Genomic DNA, 16,257 nt, shown 5'->3' on the forward strand with positions numbered 1-16,257 from the left:
CCTGTACCGCCAGAACTTTCAACAACCCCCCATGCGAGGAGATGTGATATCCGGTATTAGACCCCGTTTCCAAGGCTTATCCCAGAGTACAGGGCAGATTACCCACGTGTTACTCACCCGTTCGCCACTCATCCACCACCGAAGCGGTTTCAGCGTTCGACTTGCATGTGTTAAGCACGCCGCCAGCGTTCGTCCTGAGCCAGGATCAAACTCTCCAACAATGAACAGTTCGATCGAGACTATTTTCTCAATCATTCTCAAAGAAAAACCCCGACGAGGGGGTTTCATATAAGCTCTACTGGCTTAGTTCACTAGCACACTGTTGAGTTCTCAAGCAACACACTTAATTGCTTCAAGCGATCTTCATAAACTTTTGGTCGAGCATGCCTGTACCTACGGTGTTAGTCGTAGGGAGTCGGCGGCCGCTCGTGGGCCGACGCTGAACGTTACCTGGTCCGTTTCGCGGTGTCAACCCGCTCGGCCCTGGCGCCTGGCCCGTGGGGCTTTCGGCCCCGCCGGCCCGGTGTTCCTGGCGACGAAGAGAAGATTACATGGCCCGGAACCCTCCGAAAACAGGGGGGTCACTTAACGCCATCGTCGCAGGTCAGGACCCAGAAACGGGGCCTGACGGCAGCTCGTGCAGGTAGCTCGGCGGCACGCGGGCCGGTGCGACGCGTTCGAAGTCGGCGGCCAGGGCCAGCATCCGGCCGTCGGACCACCGGGCGCCCATGAAGGAGATCCCGACGGGCAGCGGCCCGACGAACCCGGCCGGCACGGTGACGTCCGGGTAGCCCGCGACCGCCGCCGGGGTCGAGGACGGGATCACGTCGTTGTCCCCCGTGGCGCAGTCGGTCTTCCACGCGGGCGGGTTGGTCGGCGAAGCGATGGCGTCGAGCTGGTACTTCGCCAGCGTCTCGTCGAGGGAACGGCGCGCGAGGTCCGACAGCTCCGCCCGGCCGGCGCGGTACCCCGGGTCGTCCGGGCCGGGCGCGGCCAGCGCCCGCTCGAACAGCTCCTGGCCGGCGAAACAGGTCCGCTCGAGCGGGTCGGCGCGGTTGTACGCGATCAGATCGGCGAGATTCCGCGGTCCCGAAGGGCGCTTCGCCAGGTAGGCGTCGATGTCGCGGTGGAACTCGGTGAGCAGCGCCGGGAACTCCAGGTCCTGCAGCCGGTCCTGGTACGGCAGGGTCAGCTCGACGACCTCCGCACCGGCTTTGACCAGCGAATCCTTCGCCCGCGATATGACCGCGTCGGTTTCGGGGCCGAGTACGGGGAGACGCCAGAGCCCGATCCGTGCGCCGCGGAGCGCGCCTGGGCGAAGCAGCTTCGCGTAGTCCGTGGGCTGCGTCGATGGGTACAGGGCTGTCGCGGGATCGGAGGGATCGCGACCCTGCAGCACCGAGAGCGTCAACGCGACGTCGACGACGTGGCGCGCGATCGGCCCCGCTGTGTCCTGCTCGGCGGAGATCGGCACCACCCCGGTGCGGCTGACCAGCCCGAGGCTCGGCTTGTGCCCGACGGTCCCCGTCATGCCGGCCGGGCAGACGATCGAGCCGTCCGTCTCGCTGCCGATCGCGACCTGCGCGAGCGAAGCGGCGACGCCGGCCGCGGAGCCTGCGGACGACCCGCATGGGTTGTGGTCCAGCACGTACGGGTTGTGCGTTTGGCCGCCGACGCCCGACCAGCCGGAAGTCGGCTTCTCGGCGCGGAAGTTCGCCCACTCGGAGAGGTTCGCCTTGCCGAGGATCACCGCGCCGCCTTCACGCAGGCGGGTGATCAGCGTCGCGTCGGCCGCCGGGCGGCTGCGAAGCGCGCGCGAACCGGCCGTCGTCCGCTGGTCGCGGGTGTCGACGTTGTCCTTGACCAGCACCGGGATGCCGTCGAGCGGCCCGCGGACCCGGCCGGTGCGGTGCCGGACGTCGCTCGCGGCGGCTTGCGCGAGCGCCGTCGGGTTGAGCGCCAGCACCGCGTTCACCCACGGGTCCACGGCCCGGATCCGCTGGAGGTACGCCCTGGTCAGGCTCACCGCGGTGAGCCGGCCGGACGCCATCCTCGCCTGGAGCGCGGGGATGTCGGCGGAGTCGAGGTCGAACCCGCCGGGCCCCGAAGAGCCCGCGGAAGCCGGTGGCGCCGTCATCGCGGCGACGCCGAGTGCGGCGACCAGCGCCGAAAGGATTCGGAACACCGGCCGCCGCCCCATCAGAGCACCGGGAGGAGCGTGCGGAGCTCGTACGGGGTGACCGCGCTCCGGTAGTTGTCCCATTCGACGCGCTTGTTCCGCAGGAAGAAGTCGTAAACGTGCTCCCCGAGCGCGTCCGGCAGCAGCTCCGACTTCTCCATCTCCGCAAGCGCCTCACCGAGGTTCTGCGGCAGCTGCGCGTACCCGGCCGCGCGGCGTTCGGAGTCCGACAGCTGCCAGATGTTGTCCTCGGAAGGCGGCGGCAGCTCGTAGCCCTTTTCGATCCCCTTCAGGCCGGCGGCCAGTATCACCGAGTAGGCCAGGTACGGGTTGCAGGCCGAGTCCAGCGTCCGGATCTCCACCCGCCGGGACGACGCCTTGCCGGGCGAGTACATCGGCACCCGGACCAGCGCGGAGCGGTTCGCGCGGCCCCACGAGACCGTGGTCGGCGCCTCGCTGCCGTGGATCAGCCGCTTGTACGAGTTCACCCACTGGTTCGTGACCGCGGAGATCTCCTTGGCGTGGTGCAGCAGCCCCGCGACGAACGCCTTGCCGGTCTCCGACAGCTCGTACGGGTCCTCCGCGTCGTAGAACGCGTTGCGGTCGCCCTCGAACAGGCTGACGTGCGTGTGCATGCCCGAGCCGGGCTGGTCGGTGAACGGCTTCGGCATGAACGTGGCCCGCACGCCCTGCGTCAGGGCCACCTCCTTGACCACGTAACGGAAGGTCATCACGTTGTCGGCCATGGTCAGGGCGTCGGCGTAACGGAGGTCGATCTCCTGCTGGCCGGGCGCGCCTTCGTGGTGGCTGAACTCCACCGAGATGCCCATCGCCTCGAGGGTTTCGATGGCGTGGCGGCGGAAGTGCGTGGCCGTCGCGTGGCTGGCCTGGTCGAAGTAGCCGCCGTTGTCGGCCGGCTCCGGCTCACTGCCGTCGTCGGGGAGGTTGGCGAGGAGGAAGAACTCGATCTCCGGGTGCACGTAGCAGGTGAAGCCCGCTTCGCCCGCCTTCGAGAGCTGACGCCGCAGCACGTGCCGGGGGTCCGCCCACGACGGCGAGCCGTCGGGCATCGCGATGTCGCAGAACATGCGCGCGGAGTACGGGCCGCCTTCCGGGGTCTCCCACGGGAGCACCTGGAACGTCGACGGGTCGGGCTTCGCGACCATGTCGGACTCGTAGACCCGGGCGAACCCCTCGATGGCCGATCCGTCGAACCCGATCCCCTCGCTGAAGGCGCCCTCCAGCTCGGCGGGCGCGACCGCGACGGACTTGAGGAACCCCAGCACATCGGTGAACCAGAGCCGGACGAAACGGATGTCGCGCTCTTCCAAGGTGCGGAGCACGAACTCCTGCTGGCGATCCATGGCCGCACCCTAACCAGAGCGTGTTAACGGGATGTTTCGCGACGCGCCGGAAGTGTCGGATCTGCGTGAACTCCCCCTCACCGCGCGAAAGTGAGCTCACGTTTCCCGGATCGGGTGATCGACACCGAGGCCACCGACGCGATCACCGCCAGGCCCGCCGCGACGTACCAGGCCAGCGCGTAGTCGCCCAGCTGATCGCGCACGGCGCCGGCCGCCGAAGCGGCGAAGGCCGCCCCCACCTGGTGACAGGCGAAGACCCAGCCGAACACGATCGGACCGGCCTCGCCGAACGACCGGATGCAGAGCGCGACCGTCGGCGGGACCGTGGCCACCCAGTCGAGTCCGTAGAAGAGGATGAACGCCCACATGCTCGGCTGGACGGAGTCCGTGAGCAGCTGCGGCAGGAGCGCCAGCGAGACGCCCCGCAGCGCGTAGTAGACGCCGAGCAGCAGCCGCGGGTCGACGCGGTCGGTGAGCCAGCCGGACGCGACGGTCCCCACCACGTCGAAGACCCCGACCAGCGCGAGCAGGCTCGCGGCCGTCGTCTGCGGCATGCCGTGGTCGTGGGCCGCGGGGATGAAGTGGGTGCCGACCAGTCCGTTGGTCGTCGCGCCGCAGATGGCGAAGCCGATCGCCAGCAGCCAGAACGACTTCGTGCGCGCGGCCTGGAAGAGGACCACCAGCGCGCGGCGAGCCGAGCCGCCCTTCGGGACCGGGCGGGCCACCTCGGCGTCGGCCGGCGCGCCGAGCGCGGTGGTGCCGATGTCCGCCGGGTGGTCGCGGACCACGAGCAGCACGACGGGGACCACGGCGAGCGCCGCGATCGCGATGACCAGCGACGCCGTGCGCCAGCCGTTGCCGACGGCGAGCGTGGCCACGATCGGCAGGAAGACGAGCTGCCCGGTCGAGCCCGCGGCGGTCAGCACCCCCGTCACGGCGCCACGGTGGCGGACGAACCAGCGAGTGGTGACCGTGGCGGCGAAGCTCATCGCCATCGAGCCCGTGCCGGCGCCGACCAGCACGCCCCAGCACAGGATCAGCTCCCAGCTGGTGCTCATGAACACCGTGCCGCCGGCGCCGAGCGCGACGACGAACAGCGCCGTCGCGGCAACGCGGCGGATGCCGAAGCGCTCCATCAGCGCGGCCGCGAAGGGGGCGAAGAGGCCGTACAGGACGAGGTTGACCGAGACGGCGGCGCCGATCGTCGCGCGCGACCAGCCGAACTCCTCGTGCAGCGGGTCGATCAGGACACTGGGCGCGGCGCGGAAGCCCGCGGCGGCGAGCAGCGCGACGAACGCGGCGGCCGCCACGAACCAAGCGCGGTGGACACGGGGAGCAGGACGGGTTTCGACGGTCACAGCAGGTGAGTCTGGTTCGTCGACACGCCGCTCGACAGTGGCCTGAAGGACACTGTCCGAAAAGATCGGGCCACCCTAGTACGCTCATCGCCATGCGCTGCCGACGGTTCCTGCCGGCGCTGCTGCTCCTCGGGCTGGTCGGCAGTTGCTCAGCGTCACCCCCACTGCCGGCCGGCGGCGAGTTGCTCGGCGCCGCGAAAGCCACGTTCTCCGACGTCCGGAGCCTGCACTTCGCCGTCGACGTGAACGGCGTCCTGCCCGGCCGCCCGCTGCGGCAGCTGGACGGTGACGCCACCCTGTCCGGCGGCGGCCACGCGACCGGCCAGGCCCAGGTGCAGAACGGCGTGCAGGACCACAAGTTCGACTTCGTGCTCGACGGGAACACCGCCACCACGAAGGATCCCTCAGGCCAGTCGTGGACCGGGACCTCACCGTTCGAGGTGGCCGGTTTCCTTGGTGCGAACGGCAGTCTGGCGCAGCTGCTCGGCGCGGTGTCCGGGGCTCACACGGAGATCCGCGAGACGATGCAGGGCGTGGACGCCTATCGCGTCGGCGGGTCCGTGCCGGCCGCCGTCGCCACCCGGTTGCTGCCGCAGATCCACGACGACGTGCAGGTCAAGGTCTGGGTGACCGCGAGCGAGCCACGCCGCTTCGCGCGGCTGTGGCTGCAGGTGCCGCCCGCGACCGAACGGGACAGCCCGGTGATGTTCGAGGTGACGCTTTCACAGCAGGACCCGGCGAGTCCCGCGACACTCGGCTAGGTGCAACGGGTGCCGGCGGCGATGCCGGTCCGCAGGTAGTCGCCGACGGCTTTGTCGACGCAGGCGCTGCCGCTGAGGAACGCCGTGTGCTGCGTGCCCTCGAAGGTCAGCAGCGCGGCGCCCAGGTCCTTGGCCAGGTCGACGCCCTGCTGGTACGGCGTCGCGGGGTCGTGCGTGGTGGACACGACCAGCACCTTCGGCAGGCCTCGGGGCGCGGCCGGCCGGTGCGCGCGTGACGTCGGCGGGACCGGCCAGTTCGAGCAGATGTCCAGCTCGCTCGTGTCCGGCGTGCCGCCCGCGAGGAACGGTGCGCCCGCCAGCATCTGCCGGTGCGCCGCGTCGATGGCCGCACGGTCGGTGACGCGGGCGAAGTCCACGCAGCGCACGGCGAAGTACGCGTCGATCTCACCGCCGTAATGGCCCTGCCGGTCACGCTCGTAGTAGCTGTCGGCGAGGTCCAGCAGGTTCCCGCCCTGGTCGTGTTCGAGCTGCGACAGGCCCGCGGCCAGGTAGTCCCAGCGCTGCCGCGAGTAGAGCGCGGCGCTGGTGCCGGTGATGGCGTCCTCGAAGGAAAGCTTCCGCGCGCCGCGGGCCGGGACCGGCTTGGCCACAAGCGGGCGGGCGAGCCGCTGGAACGCGGCGGTGGGGTCGCCTTGAAGCGGGCAGCCGGGCCGCGGGGCACACCACTTCGCGAATTCCGTGAACGCGTCCTGAAAACCCACGGTCTGCGTGATCAACGCGCGTGGGAGGTCCAGCGCCGGGTCGATGGCGCCGTCGAGGACCATCGCGCGGACGCGGGTCGGGTACGCCTCGGCGTAAGCGGAGCCGATCTGCGTGCCGTAGGAGTAGCCGAGGTAGGTCAGCTTCGGCTCGCCGAGGGCGGCGCGCAGCACGTCGAGGTCCTGGACGACTTCGCGGGTGCCGACGTGCTCGAGGAACTCCGCGCCGGTGTGCCCCACGCAAGCGGCGCCGTAGTCCTTCGCCTCGGCGAGCTGCTTCGCGACGCCCGCGGGCGAGTTGTCGCTCTCGATGTCCGACGCTCGGTCGGCGTCCTGATCGGCGTCGGACCGGCAGGTGATCCGCGGCCGGCTCGCGTGCACGCCGCGCGGGTCGAAGCCGACCAGGTCGAACTCCTTCGCCAGCTCGCCGGCCGGCTGGACCAGCGACGCAGCCGCCATCATGCCGGATCCGCCGGGCCCGCCAGGGTCGACGACCAGCGCGCCGACGCGTTTCGCGGCGTCCGTCGCGCGGTGCCGGAGCAAGCCGACGGTGACGGTCTCGCCGGTCGGCTTCGAGTAGTCCAACGGCACGGTCAGGCTCGCGCACTCGAGCGCGTTATCCGCGTACGTCTGCTTCTCGAAGTCGTTCTGGCCGTACGGCGTGCAGGCGCCCCAAGCGAGCCGTTGAGTGGTGAACCGGTCCAGCGGGCCGGGACCGGGTTTCGGCGAAGGGGGCGACGCCGAGCACGCCGTGGCCGCGAGGGCTGCTGCCACCACGGCGGCCAGGCGTCGCACGGGTCAGCTCCCGGCGCAGCGCGTGCCGTCGGCCGGCGTCGTGCCGTCCAGGAGATACGCGACGCCCACCTTGTCCACGCACGAGTTGCCCTGCAGGAACACCGTGTGCTGCGTGCCCTCGAAGGTGAGCAGCGAGCCCTTCAGTGCCTTCGCCAGGTTGACCCCCGCCTGGTACGGCGTGGCCGGGTCGTTCGTGGTGGAGATGGTGAGCGTCTTCGGCAGGCCGGCGACGTTCGGCTCGTGCGGCTGCGAGGTGTTCGGCACCGGCCAGAACGCGCAGGCGTCGCGGGCGGCGCTGGCCTGGCGGCCGTCGTCCAGGAACGGGGCGACGTGCACGTACTTCTCCTGGGCCTGCAGGATCTGGTTCGGGTCGGTGACCCGCGGGTCGTCGACGCAGCGGATGGCGGTGAAGGCGTCCTGCGTGGTGCCGTACTTGCCGTTGGCGCCGCGCTCGTTGTAGATGTCCGCGAGCTTCTCCAGCGTCGAGCCGCGCTGCTGCTTCAGCTCGTTCAGGCCCGTGTTCAGGTACTCCCACAGGTTTTGCTGGTAGAGCGCCTGGATCGCGCCGGTGGTGGCGTCCTCGTAGGACAGCTTGCGGCCGTCGCCGACCGGCACCGGGAAGTCGATCAGCGGCCGGGTCAGCTCCTGGAACGCCTGCACCGCGCCGGCCGCGTTCGGGCCCAGCGCGCAGTCCTGCCGGGCGGCGCACCACTTGGCGAACTCGCCGAACGCCGTGCCGAAGCCCTGGCCCTGCGCGACCAGCGAGTCCTCCGGGCTCTGGTCCGGGTCGACGGCACCGTCGAGGACCAGCGCGCGGACGTTTCGCGGGAACGCCTCCGCGTACGTCGAGCCGATGCGCGTGCCGTACGAGTAGCCCAGGTAGGTCAGCTTCTGGTCGCCGAGGACCGAGCGAAGCACGTCCATGTCCTTCACGACGTCGCGCGTGCCGACGTGCGCGAGCATGTCGTCGCCGTACGTCGTGCGCTGGGCGCACTTGGCGGCGAAGTCCTTCTCCTGCGTCTCCTGCTTCGTGACGCCGGCGGGCGAGCCGTCCGTCTCGCTGTCGTCCGCGCGGTCGGCGTCGCGCTCCTTGTCGGTGAGGCAGCGGATCTGCGGCTCGCTGGCGCCGATCCCGCGCGGGTCGAAGCCGACCAGGTCGAAGCGCTTGCCGAGGTCGTTCTTGCCGACCTGGTCGAGCAGGCCGGCGGCCGCGACCATGCCGGACGCGCCGGGGCCGCCCGGGTTCACCACCAGCGAGCCGATCCGGGAGCCGGAGTCGGTCGCCTTGTGCCGCAGCACGCCGAGCTTGATGGTCTGTCCGTCCGGTTTGTCATAGTCCAGCGGGACGGTGAGCCGCGCGCACTGGATGTCCGCCGCCCGGAAGGCGGACTGCGCGTCGTCCGAGGTCGCGTAGGGTGCGCAGTCGGCCCAGGTCATGCTCTGGCCGTAGAAGCGCTCCAGCCCCGCGGGCACCGGCCCCACCGGTGCGTGCGATTCGGTCGCCGGCGAGGGCAGGGCCTGGCCGGTGTTCGACGAGCACGCCCCGAGCGTGACGACGAGCAGGCCGGACAGCCCGAGAGCGGCGATTCGGTGGGCACGAGGGCTGGCGCTGACATGAGGGGGCACGGTTTGATCGTGCCATCCGGCCGCGGAACTCCGACGCACCACCGGCGCGTTGGGGAGTTGGGGCCGGCCGCGGTCCGCGTACAGAGCGACGCGGCGTTATACAGGACGGGAGACCAGGGGTGGCACTGATCAGCCGGGTGGGCAAGCGGCTCCGCCGGATCATTCAGCGGCCGGGCAGCGTCGAGCTGACGCGTTACGAGGCACTGCTGCCCGCAGTCGAGAAGCTCGAACCCGAGCTCGAAAAGCTGTCCGACTCCGAGCTCACCGAGCGCGCGGGCAAGCTGCGCGAGCGCCTCGACGGCGCCACGGCGTTCACCGACGACCAGCTGGTCGAGGTGTGCGCGCTCGGCCGTGAGGCGGCCCGGCGAGCGCTCGACGAGCGGGCGTTCGACGTGCAGGTGCTCGGCACCATGGGCCTGCTCAGCGGGCACGTCGTGCAGATGGAGACCGGTGAGGGCAAGACGCTCGCCGGCGCGCTCGCGGCCGCGGGCCACGCCCTGCGCGGCAAGCGCGTGCACGTCGTCACGGTGAACGACTACCTGGCGCGACGCGACGCGGAGTGGATGGGCCCGGTGTACGACCTGCTCGGCGTGTCCGTCGGCTGGGTCGAGCCCGCGCACTCGCGTGAGCAGCGCAAGGAGGCGTACGGCAAGGACGTCACGTACGGCGCCGTCGCCGAGATCGGCTTCGACGTGCTGCGCGACCGCCTGGTCACCGAGGTCGACGACCTGGTGCAGGGCGCCCCCGAGATCGCGATCGTGGACGAGGCCGACTCGGTGCTCGTCGACGAGGCGCGCGTGCCGCTCGTGATGGCCGGCTCGATCGACCACAACGACGCCGACGAGGAGGTCGCGACCGTCGTCCGGCGGCTGCGGCTGGGACTGCACTACGAGACCGACTCCGACGGCCGCAACGCCTGGCTGACCAGCGCCGGCTCGTCGGTGGTCGAGAAGTCGCTCGGCGGCATCGACCTCTACGGCGACTCCGGCTCCGACCGGCTCGCCGCGGTGAACGTCGCGCTGCACGCCCACGCGCTGCTCACCCGCGACGTCGACTACCTGGTCCGAGACGGCAAGGTGCAGCTGATCAACGCCGCCCGCGGCCGCGTCGCCGAGCTGCAGCGCTGGCCGGACGGCCTGCAGGCGGCCGTCGAGGCGAAGGAGCAGGTCGCGGCCACCGACCGCGGCGAGATCCTCGACTCGATCACCGTGCAGGCGCTGCTCGCGCGGTACCCGGAGGTCGCGGGCATGACCGGCACCGCCGTGGCGGTGGCCGAGCAGCTGCGCGAGTTCTACCGGCTCGAGGTCGCCGTGATCCCGCCGAACACGCCGAACGTCCGCGAGGACCAGCCGGACCGGATCTTCGGGTCGCCGTCGCAGAAGCTGCGCGCGATCGAGGAGGAGATCCGGAAGGTGCACGAGACCGGGCGGCCGATCCTCGTCGGCACCCAGGACGTCGCCGAGTCCGAGGAGCTGGCGGACAAGCTGGCCAAGGCCGACCTGCCGTGCGTCGTGCTGAACGCGCGCAACGACGCCGAAGAGGCCGCGATCATCGCCGAGGCGGGCAAGAAGGGCGCGGTCACCGTGTCCACGCAGATGGCGGGCCGCGGCACCGACATCCGGCTGGGCGGCACCGAGGGCGCGAGCCGCGAGGAGGTCGCCGAGCTGGGCGGCCTGCACGTGATCGGCACCGCGCGGTACCCGTCGAGCCGGCTCGACGGGCAGCTGCGCGGGCGCTCCGGGCGTCAGGGCGACCCGGGCAGCGCGATCTTCTTCGCCAGCCTGAACGACGACCTGGTGCTGTCCAACGCGCCGGACATCCCCGAGGGCATCGACTCCGACTCGGAGACCGGCGAGGTCACCGACCCGGCCGCGCACCGGCAGATCAACCACGCCCAGCGCGTGGCCGAGGGCGTCGACCTGGAGATCCACCGCAACACCTGGCGCTACACGCGGCTGATCGAGCGGCAGCGCGCCGAGCTGCTGGAGCACCGCGACAAGGTGCTGCGCACGGGCCTGGCGGCCGAGGGCCTGGAGAAGGCGCACCCGGAGAAGTTCGCCGAGCTGAAGGAGAAGCTGGACGACGAGGCCCGGCTGGAGCAGCTGGCCCGCGAAGTGCTGCTGTTCCACGTCGACCAGCTCTGGTCCGACCACCTCGCGTACCTGACCGACGTGCGCGAGAGCATCCACCTGCGGGCGCTGGCCCGGGAGACGCCGCTGGACGAGTTCCACCGCGCGGCCATCCCGGAGTTCCACAAGATCATCCCGGAGGCGGCGACGCGCGCGGCGAAGACGCTGGAAGAAGCCGAGATCACCGACGACGGCCTCGACCTCGCCGACAACGGCGTGCGGCGCGCGAACACCACGTGGACCTACCTGGTGCACGACAACCCGTTCGACTCGGACTTCGAGCAGACGATCAAGCGGGTGCGCAGCATGATGAAGATGAAGAAGGCCTGACGCGCCTGGTGCGCGACCCGGCCGCCGGGGGTTTCCGGCGGCCGGGTTTTCTTTTGCCCACATTCGCTCGGCTGGGGGTGCCGCGGTGGGACAGAATGGCGGCATGCCGCAACTGCGCATCGCACTGGCCCAGGTCAACACCACCGTCGGCGACCTCGACGGGAACACCGCGCTCACCGTCGAGTGGACCCGCAAAGCCGCCGAGGCCGGCGCCCACGTCGTCGTGTTCCCCGAGATGTCCCAGACCGGCTACCCGGTGGAGGACCTGACGCTGCGCCGGACGTTCGCCGACGCGTCCCGCAAATCCGTCGACGAGCTCGCGCGCCGCCTCGACGAGGCCGGCTGCGGCGAGGTGCTGGCCTATGTCGGCTACCTCGACTTCGACGAGGTGGGCCCGCGGGACGCGGCCGCGGCGCTGTACCGCGGCGAGGTCGTGGCCCGGCAGTTCAAGCACCACCTGCCCAACTACGGCGTCTTCGACGAGCACCGCTACTTCAAGCCGGGCACCGAGCTGGAGGTCGTGCGGCTGCACGGCGTCGACGTCGGCATGGTGATCTGCGAGGACATCTGGCAGGACGGCGGGCCGATCTCCGCGCTCGGCCGCGCCGGCGTCGACCTGGTGGTGTCGCCGAACGCCTCGCCGTACGAGCGGGCCAAGGACGAGCAGCGGCTCCCGCTGGTCGCGCGCCGGGCCGCGGAGGCGGGCGCGCCGCTGGTCTACACCAACCAGGTCGGCGGCCAGGACGACCTCGTGTTCGACGGCGACTCGCTGGTCGTCGGCGCGGACGGGGCGCTGCTGGCGCGCGCGCCGCAGTTCGTGGAGCACCTGCTCGTGCTGGACATGGAGTTGACCGCGGGCGGCCACGCGGCCGACGGCGAGCTGGCGGGGCTCCACGTCCGGCGCCGGGTGCTGAGCGAGGAACCGCTGCCGGCGTACCCGCCGTTGACCGAGCCAGTGATCAGCGAGCCGCTGTCCGACGAAGCCGAGGTCTGGTCGGCGCTGGTGGTGGGGCTGCGCGACTACGTGCACAAGAACGGCTTCGCGTCGGTCACCTTCGGCTTCTCCGGCGGCATCGACTCGGCCGTGGTGGCGGCGCTGGCAGCCGACGCGCTCGGCGGCGACAACGTGTACGGCGTCTCGATGCCTTCGAAGTACTCGTCCGGCCACTCGAAGGACGACGCGGCGGACCTGGCCCGGCGGATCGGCGCGCACTACCGCGTGGAGTCGGTCGAGGACATGGTTTCGGTGTACGTGAACCAGCTGAAGCTGACCGGGCTGGCGGAGGAGAACATCCAGGCGCGCACCCGCGGGATGCTCCTCATGGCACTGTCCAATTCGGACGGCCACCTGGTGCTCGCGACGGGCAACAAGACCGAGCTGGCCGTCGGCTACTCGACCATGTACGGCGACGCGGTGGGGGCGTTCGCGCCGATCAAGGACCTGTTCAAGACGCACGTGTGGCGGCTGGCCCGGTGGCGCAACCAACTGGCCGCGGGCCGCGGCGAGACCCCGCCGATCCCGGAGAACTCGATCACCAAGCCGCCGTCCGCGGAACTGCGCCCCGGCCAGGTGGACACCGACTCGCTGCCGGACTACGCACTGCTCGACGACATCCTCGACGACTACGTCGAGGGCGACCGCGGCTACGCCGACCTGCTGGAAGCGGGCTTCGACCCGGAGACGATCGACCGCGTCGTGCGCATGGTGGACAAGGCGGAGTACAAGCGGCGGCAGTACCCGCCAGGCACGAAGATCACGTTCAAGGCCTTCGGCCGCGACCGTCGGTTGCCGATCACGAACTCTTGGCGGGAACGGAAAGCCTGACCTGGTGGGGTGGGTTCGGCTGGGTTGGCCTGGCTTCGTCGGGCTGGTCGGCATTGTCTGCGGCGGGTTGGTTCGACGGTGGGCAAGTCGGCAGCAACTCTCGGCGGCGGCCCGAGGTGACTGCCGCCCAAGCCTCGGCCTGGGCTGACTGGGACCCGAGTCGGCTCTGGCCCGGGCCGACAGTGGGCTGCTAATCGCCCGGGCTGACTGCGGCCTGAGTCAGCTGCGGCCCATGGTCGTTACGGGCCAAATCCGCTCGACAGGGCCTCCCTTCGCTACGCGCGTTGGGAGGCCCTTTCCTTGACGGTTCCCGGCGGAGCCGTCACGGTTGCTGGCGGAGGTGACCAGTCAGCCGGGTCAGCAGCTCGACGGATCGGACCAGTTCGGCGCGCTCGGCTGGGTCGAGGGCGTCGTCGATGGCGGCGGCGAGGCGGTCCGCGCGGGCTCGGCGGTGGCCGGCGAGCCGGGCGCGTCCGTCGGGTGTGATGTGCAGGACCACCTTTCGGCCGTCGCTCTTGTGGGGCGCGGTGCGGACGAGCCCGGCGTCGACGAGGTCTTTCACGGCTCTGGCCGCCGTCTGGTGGCGGATTTGGCGCCACTGCGCGAGTTCCGCCGTGGTGGCGGGGCCTTCGCGATCGAGGTGGCCGAGCACGGCCGCTTCACCGGACGGCAGCGTGCCCGTCGTCCTCGCGGCGCGGACGAGGTGCCCGACGGCCGCGCGCAGGTCCTCCGCCAGGCGGTCGCTGTCCACCGCCGCCGTCACCCCGCCAGCTCGACGCTGTCACCGACGGGGACTTCGGTGACGGCCACGCCGGTGAGACCGTCTTCGCCCAGCAGGGTGGCGGTCGACCGACGGCCCAGGTCACTGAGCATCAGCTCGTGGATCTGGATGACGCGCGCCGGCCGGACCGCGCGGACGAAGTCGGCCGCCTCGCCGAGCTTCGTCCACGGGCCGCTGGTCGGCAGGAGCAGCGTCGACACCGGCGCGTCCGGCGCGAAGTAGGCGTCGCCGGGGTGGAACAGGGAGCCGTCGACGAGGTAGCCGACGTTGTCGACGTTCGGGATGTCCGGGTGGATCGAGGCGTGGCGCTCGCCGTGCACGGTGAGCCTGAAGCCGGCGGCCTCGATAACGTCCCCAGCCGCGACGGCGCGCACCCGGCCACCGTGGTCACCGAGCTTCTCCAGCACGGCCGACGGCCCGAAGACCTGCAACTCCGGCTGCCGTTCGAGGGCTTCGGCCACCAGGGCCTCGTCGAAGTGGTCGAAGTGCTCGTGAGTGATGAAGACGGCCCCGGCACGAGCGATGGCGTCCTTCGCCCCGGGCGTGAGCGTGCCCGGGTCGAACACGATGGACGGACCGTCTTTGACCAGTTCGACGCAGGCGTGGGCGTGTTTGGTGAGGCGCACCGGGGTCTCCTTCTCGTAGGTTAATACAGCACGACTGTACACCTTTGCTGTATATCTGACTGAGGGCGTTCGGACGGGCGGCTTTTTGTCGGTGGTGCCTCGTACCCTGATGCGATGACGGTTGCGTTCACCGTGTTCGACACCCCGATCGGCCCGTGCGGCGTGGCCTGGCGTGGTGAGTTGCTGGTGGGCACCACGCTCCCGGAGGGCACCAAGGCCCGTACCCGCGCCCGGCTCCGGGCCAGGTTCCCGGACGCGGTGGAAGTCCCGGAGTCGGAGATCGGAGCGAATGTTCCCGGTGGCGGCCTTTCGGCTGGGACGGCTAGCGGGCTGGGCTCTGGCGCAGGGCGCGGGTCGGCGTCGGAGGCAGCGCGCGAACCAGCACCAGAGGCGGGGTGCGCGTCTGCGCCAGACAGAGGACACGGTGCAGTGGCACGGCACGGGCTGGCACCGGAGGCACGACGCGCACCGGCGACGGCAGCAGGGCACGCGTCCGCGCTGGGCGCAGGGCACGAGGCCACGCCAGAAGCAAGAGACGAGCTGGCACCGGAGGCACGACGCGCACCTGCGACCGAAGCAGGGCGCGAGTCTGCGCTGAACGCAGGGCACGAGGCCACGCCAGAAGCAAGACACGGGCTGACACCGGAGGCACGACGCGCACTGGCGACAGAGGCTGGGTCCGGGTCCGGGTCTGAATCGGAGGCGGGAGGCGAACTAGCGGCGGAGGCAAGGCGGGGGTGGGCGCTGGAGGCAGGGCTTGGGTCCGGGTCCGGGTCCGGGTCCGGGTCCGGGACAGAGACAGGGACAGGGCGTGGGTCAGCGCCGGGGGCAGGGCGCGGGCGGGTGCCGGATGTGGTGCGGGTGGCGGTGGCGGGGATCGTCGCGTTGTTGGGTGGGGAGCGGCGGGATTTGGCTGAAGTGGGGCTCGACTTCAGGGGGGTGCCGGAGTTCAATCGGCGGGCCTATGAGGTCGCGCGGGCGGTTTCGCCGGGGAAGACGGTGACTTATGGAGACATCGCGCATCGGCTGGGGATGCCGGGGGCGGCGCAGGCTGTGGGGCAAGCCATGGGGAACAACCCGTTTCCGATTGTTGTGCCTTGTCACCGGGTTCTGGCCGCAGGTGGCAAGGACGGCGGGTTTTCGGCGCACGGCGGGGTCCGGACGAAACGGACCATGCTCGTGATCGAAGGAGCCATCGCCGATGAGCCGACTCTCTTCTAACGGCCGATTCCGTTCTGGAGAAGGCGAATCCGACTGACGGTCCCGTGACGGCGGACGGATCAGGCGGCCGGCTAGAAGTGTGGCCGGCCAGAAATGCGGTTGGCCGGGAGCGCGGTTGGGGTTGGCCGGAAGCACGGGGTTGGCAGAGGTGCACGGAGCAAATCCGCGACCGCCCAGCTCCTCCGCAGCGCTCGACTCGGCCGTGTCATGACAACCGTGTAAGCCACGGATGGACCAAGATCGGGATCGCTGACGGCGACCCAGAAAGGCTCTATCTGTGACTGAGAACACATCGCCTGATCGGGCTGCGGGTGCCGCGGCCGGCGAAGCACTCGCTCGGGTGTTGCCGTCGGAAACGCTTGATGCGCTGGTGAAAGACGCGTATGCGAATGGCGGGGCGCTGGGCGCGCAAGAATTGCTGAACGAGATGACCAAGGCGGTGCTCGAACGAGCACTGGACGCTGAAATGACCCATCATCTCGGATACGAGAAAGGAGACCCTGCCGGGAACGGTTCCGGGAACTCCAGAAACGGCATGTCCCC

11 protein-coding genes, 1 rRNA gene and 1 pseudogene are annotated in these 16,257 nt (G+C 70.6%); 5 read left to right on the forward strand and 8 right to left on the reverse strand.

What is annotated here, in order from left to right:
• The 4 genes from BMY97_RS45145 to BMY97_RS45160 all read right to left on the reverse strand — a co-directional run.
• Window positions 1-221: ribosomal RNA gene (locus BMY97_RS45145) — 16S ribosomal RNA — on the reverse strand; the annotation flags it as partial.
• Between the two features lie 383 nt (window positions 222-604).
• Window positions 605-2,200 carry an amidase gene (locus tag BMY97_RS45150; RefSeq protein WP_091629782.1) on the reverse strand — a complete coding sequence of 532 codons (1,596 nt, stop codon included), beginning with the start codon at window positions 2,198-2,200 and terminating at the stop codon, window positions 605-607.
• On the reverse strand, window positions 2,200-3,543 hold the full coding sequence (gene glnA, locus BMY97_RS45155) for a type I glutamate--ammonia ligase (RefSeq protein ID WP_091629784.1): 1,344 nt from the start codon (window positions 3,541-3,543) through the stop codon (window positions 2,200-2,202). The genes BMY97_RS45150 and glnA overlap by 1 nt, the downstream gene beginning before the upstream one ends.
• Before the next feature lie 77 nt (window positions 3,544-3,620).
• Window positions 3,621-4,901 carry an MFS transporter gene (locus BMY97_RS45160; protein WP_091629785.1) on the reverse strand — a complete coding sequence of 427 codons (1,281 nt, stop codon included), beginning with the start codon at window positions 4,899-4,901 and terminating at the stop codon, window positions 3,621-3,623.
• Window positions 4,902-4,993: 92 nt separating this feature from the next.
• Between BMY97_RS45160 and BMY97_RS45165 the strand changes: the two genes are divergently transcribed.
• Window positions 4,994-5,662, forward strand: a complete 669-nt coding sequence (locus BMY97_RS45165; RefSeq protein ID WP_091629787.1) for an LppX_LprAFG lipoprotein — start codon at window positions 4,994-4,996, stop codon at window positions 5,660-5,662.
• Here the strand turns inward: BMY97_RS45165 and BMY97_RS45170 are convergent.
• On the reverse strand, window positions 5,659-7,176 hold the full coding sequence (locus tag BMY97_RS45170; protein ID WP_245787823.1) for an alpha/beta hydrolase: 1,518 nt from the start codon (window positions 7,174-7,176) through the stop codon (window positions 5,659-5,661). The genes BMY97_RS45165 and BMY97_RS45170 overlap by 4 nt on opposite strands.
• Window positions 7,177-7,179: 3 nt before the next feature.
• Window positions 7,180-8,748, reverse strand: coding sequence for an alpha/beta hydrolase (locus tag BMY97_RS45175; protein WP_245787824.1), 1,569 nt, complete (start codon window positions 8,746-8,748; stop codon window positions 7,180-7,182).
• Window positions 8,749-8,921: 173 nt separating this feature from the next.
• Here BMY97_RS45175 and secA2 point away from each other — a divergent pair, with 173 nt between their 5' ends.
• Complete coding sequence (secA2, locus tag BMY97_RS45180) at window positions 8,922-11,261, forward strand: accessory Sec system translocase SecA2 (RefSeq protein ID WP_091629789.1); 2,340 nt, start codon at window positions 8,922-8,924, stop codon at window positions 11,259-11,261.
• 103 nt (window positions 11,262-11,364) lie between these two features.
• A complete protein-coding gene (locus BMY97_RS45185; protein WP_091629790.1) occupies window positions 11,365-13,086 on the forward strand; it encodes an NAD+ synthase in 1,722 nt (573 codons plus the stop codon).
• 322 nt (window positions 13,087-13,408) lie between these two features.
• Here BMY97_RS45185 and BMY97_RS45190 read toward each other — a convergent pair whose 3' ends face one another.
• Together BMY97_RS45190 and BMY97_RS45195 are read right to left on the reverse strand one after the other, a co-directional pair.
• On the reverse strand, window positions 13,409-13,837 hold the full coding sequence (locus BMY97_RS45190; RefSeq protein WP_091629799.1) for a MarR family winged helix-turn-helix transcriptional regulator: 429 nt from the start codon (window positions 13,835-13,837) through the stop codon (window positions 13,409-13,411).
• Between the two features lie 8 nt (window positions 13,838-13,845).
• Window positions 13,846-14,535 (reverse strand): MBL fold metallo-hydrolase, encoded by a 690-nt coding sequence (locus tag BMY97_RS45195; RefSeq protein ID WP_218157026.1) that lies wholly within the window; start codon window positions 14,533-14,535, stop codon window positions 13,846-13,848.
• An 819-nt stretch (window positions 14,536-15,354) separates the two neighbouring features.
• On the opposite strand from BMY97_RS45195, the pseudogene BMY97_RS45205 reads away from it, so the two are divergent.
• Together BMY97_RS45205 and BMY97_RS45210 are read left to right on the forward strand one after the other, a co-directional pair.
• A pseudogene (locus BMY97_RS45205) lies at window positions 15,355-15,714 on the forward strand (methylated-DNA--[protein]-cysteine S-methyltransferase); the annotation flags it as partial.
• Window positions 15,715-16,057: 343 nt separating this feature from the next.
• Window positions 16,058-16,257, forward strand: a 200-nt coding sequence (locus BMY97_RS45210; RefSeq protein ID WP_177231870.1) for a transposase, incomplete at its 3' end; no start/stop codon positions are given.

Source organism: Amycolatopsis saalfeldensis, assembly GCF_900110575.1.
Classification (GTDB): Bacteria; Actinomycetota; Actinomycetes; order Mycobacteriales; family Pseudonocardiaceae; genus Amycolatopsis; species Amycolatopsis saalfeldensis.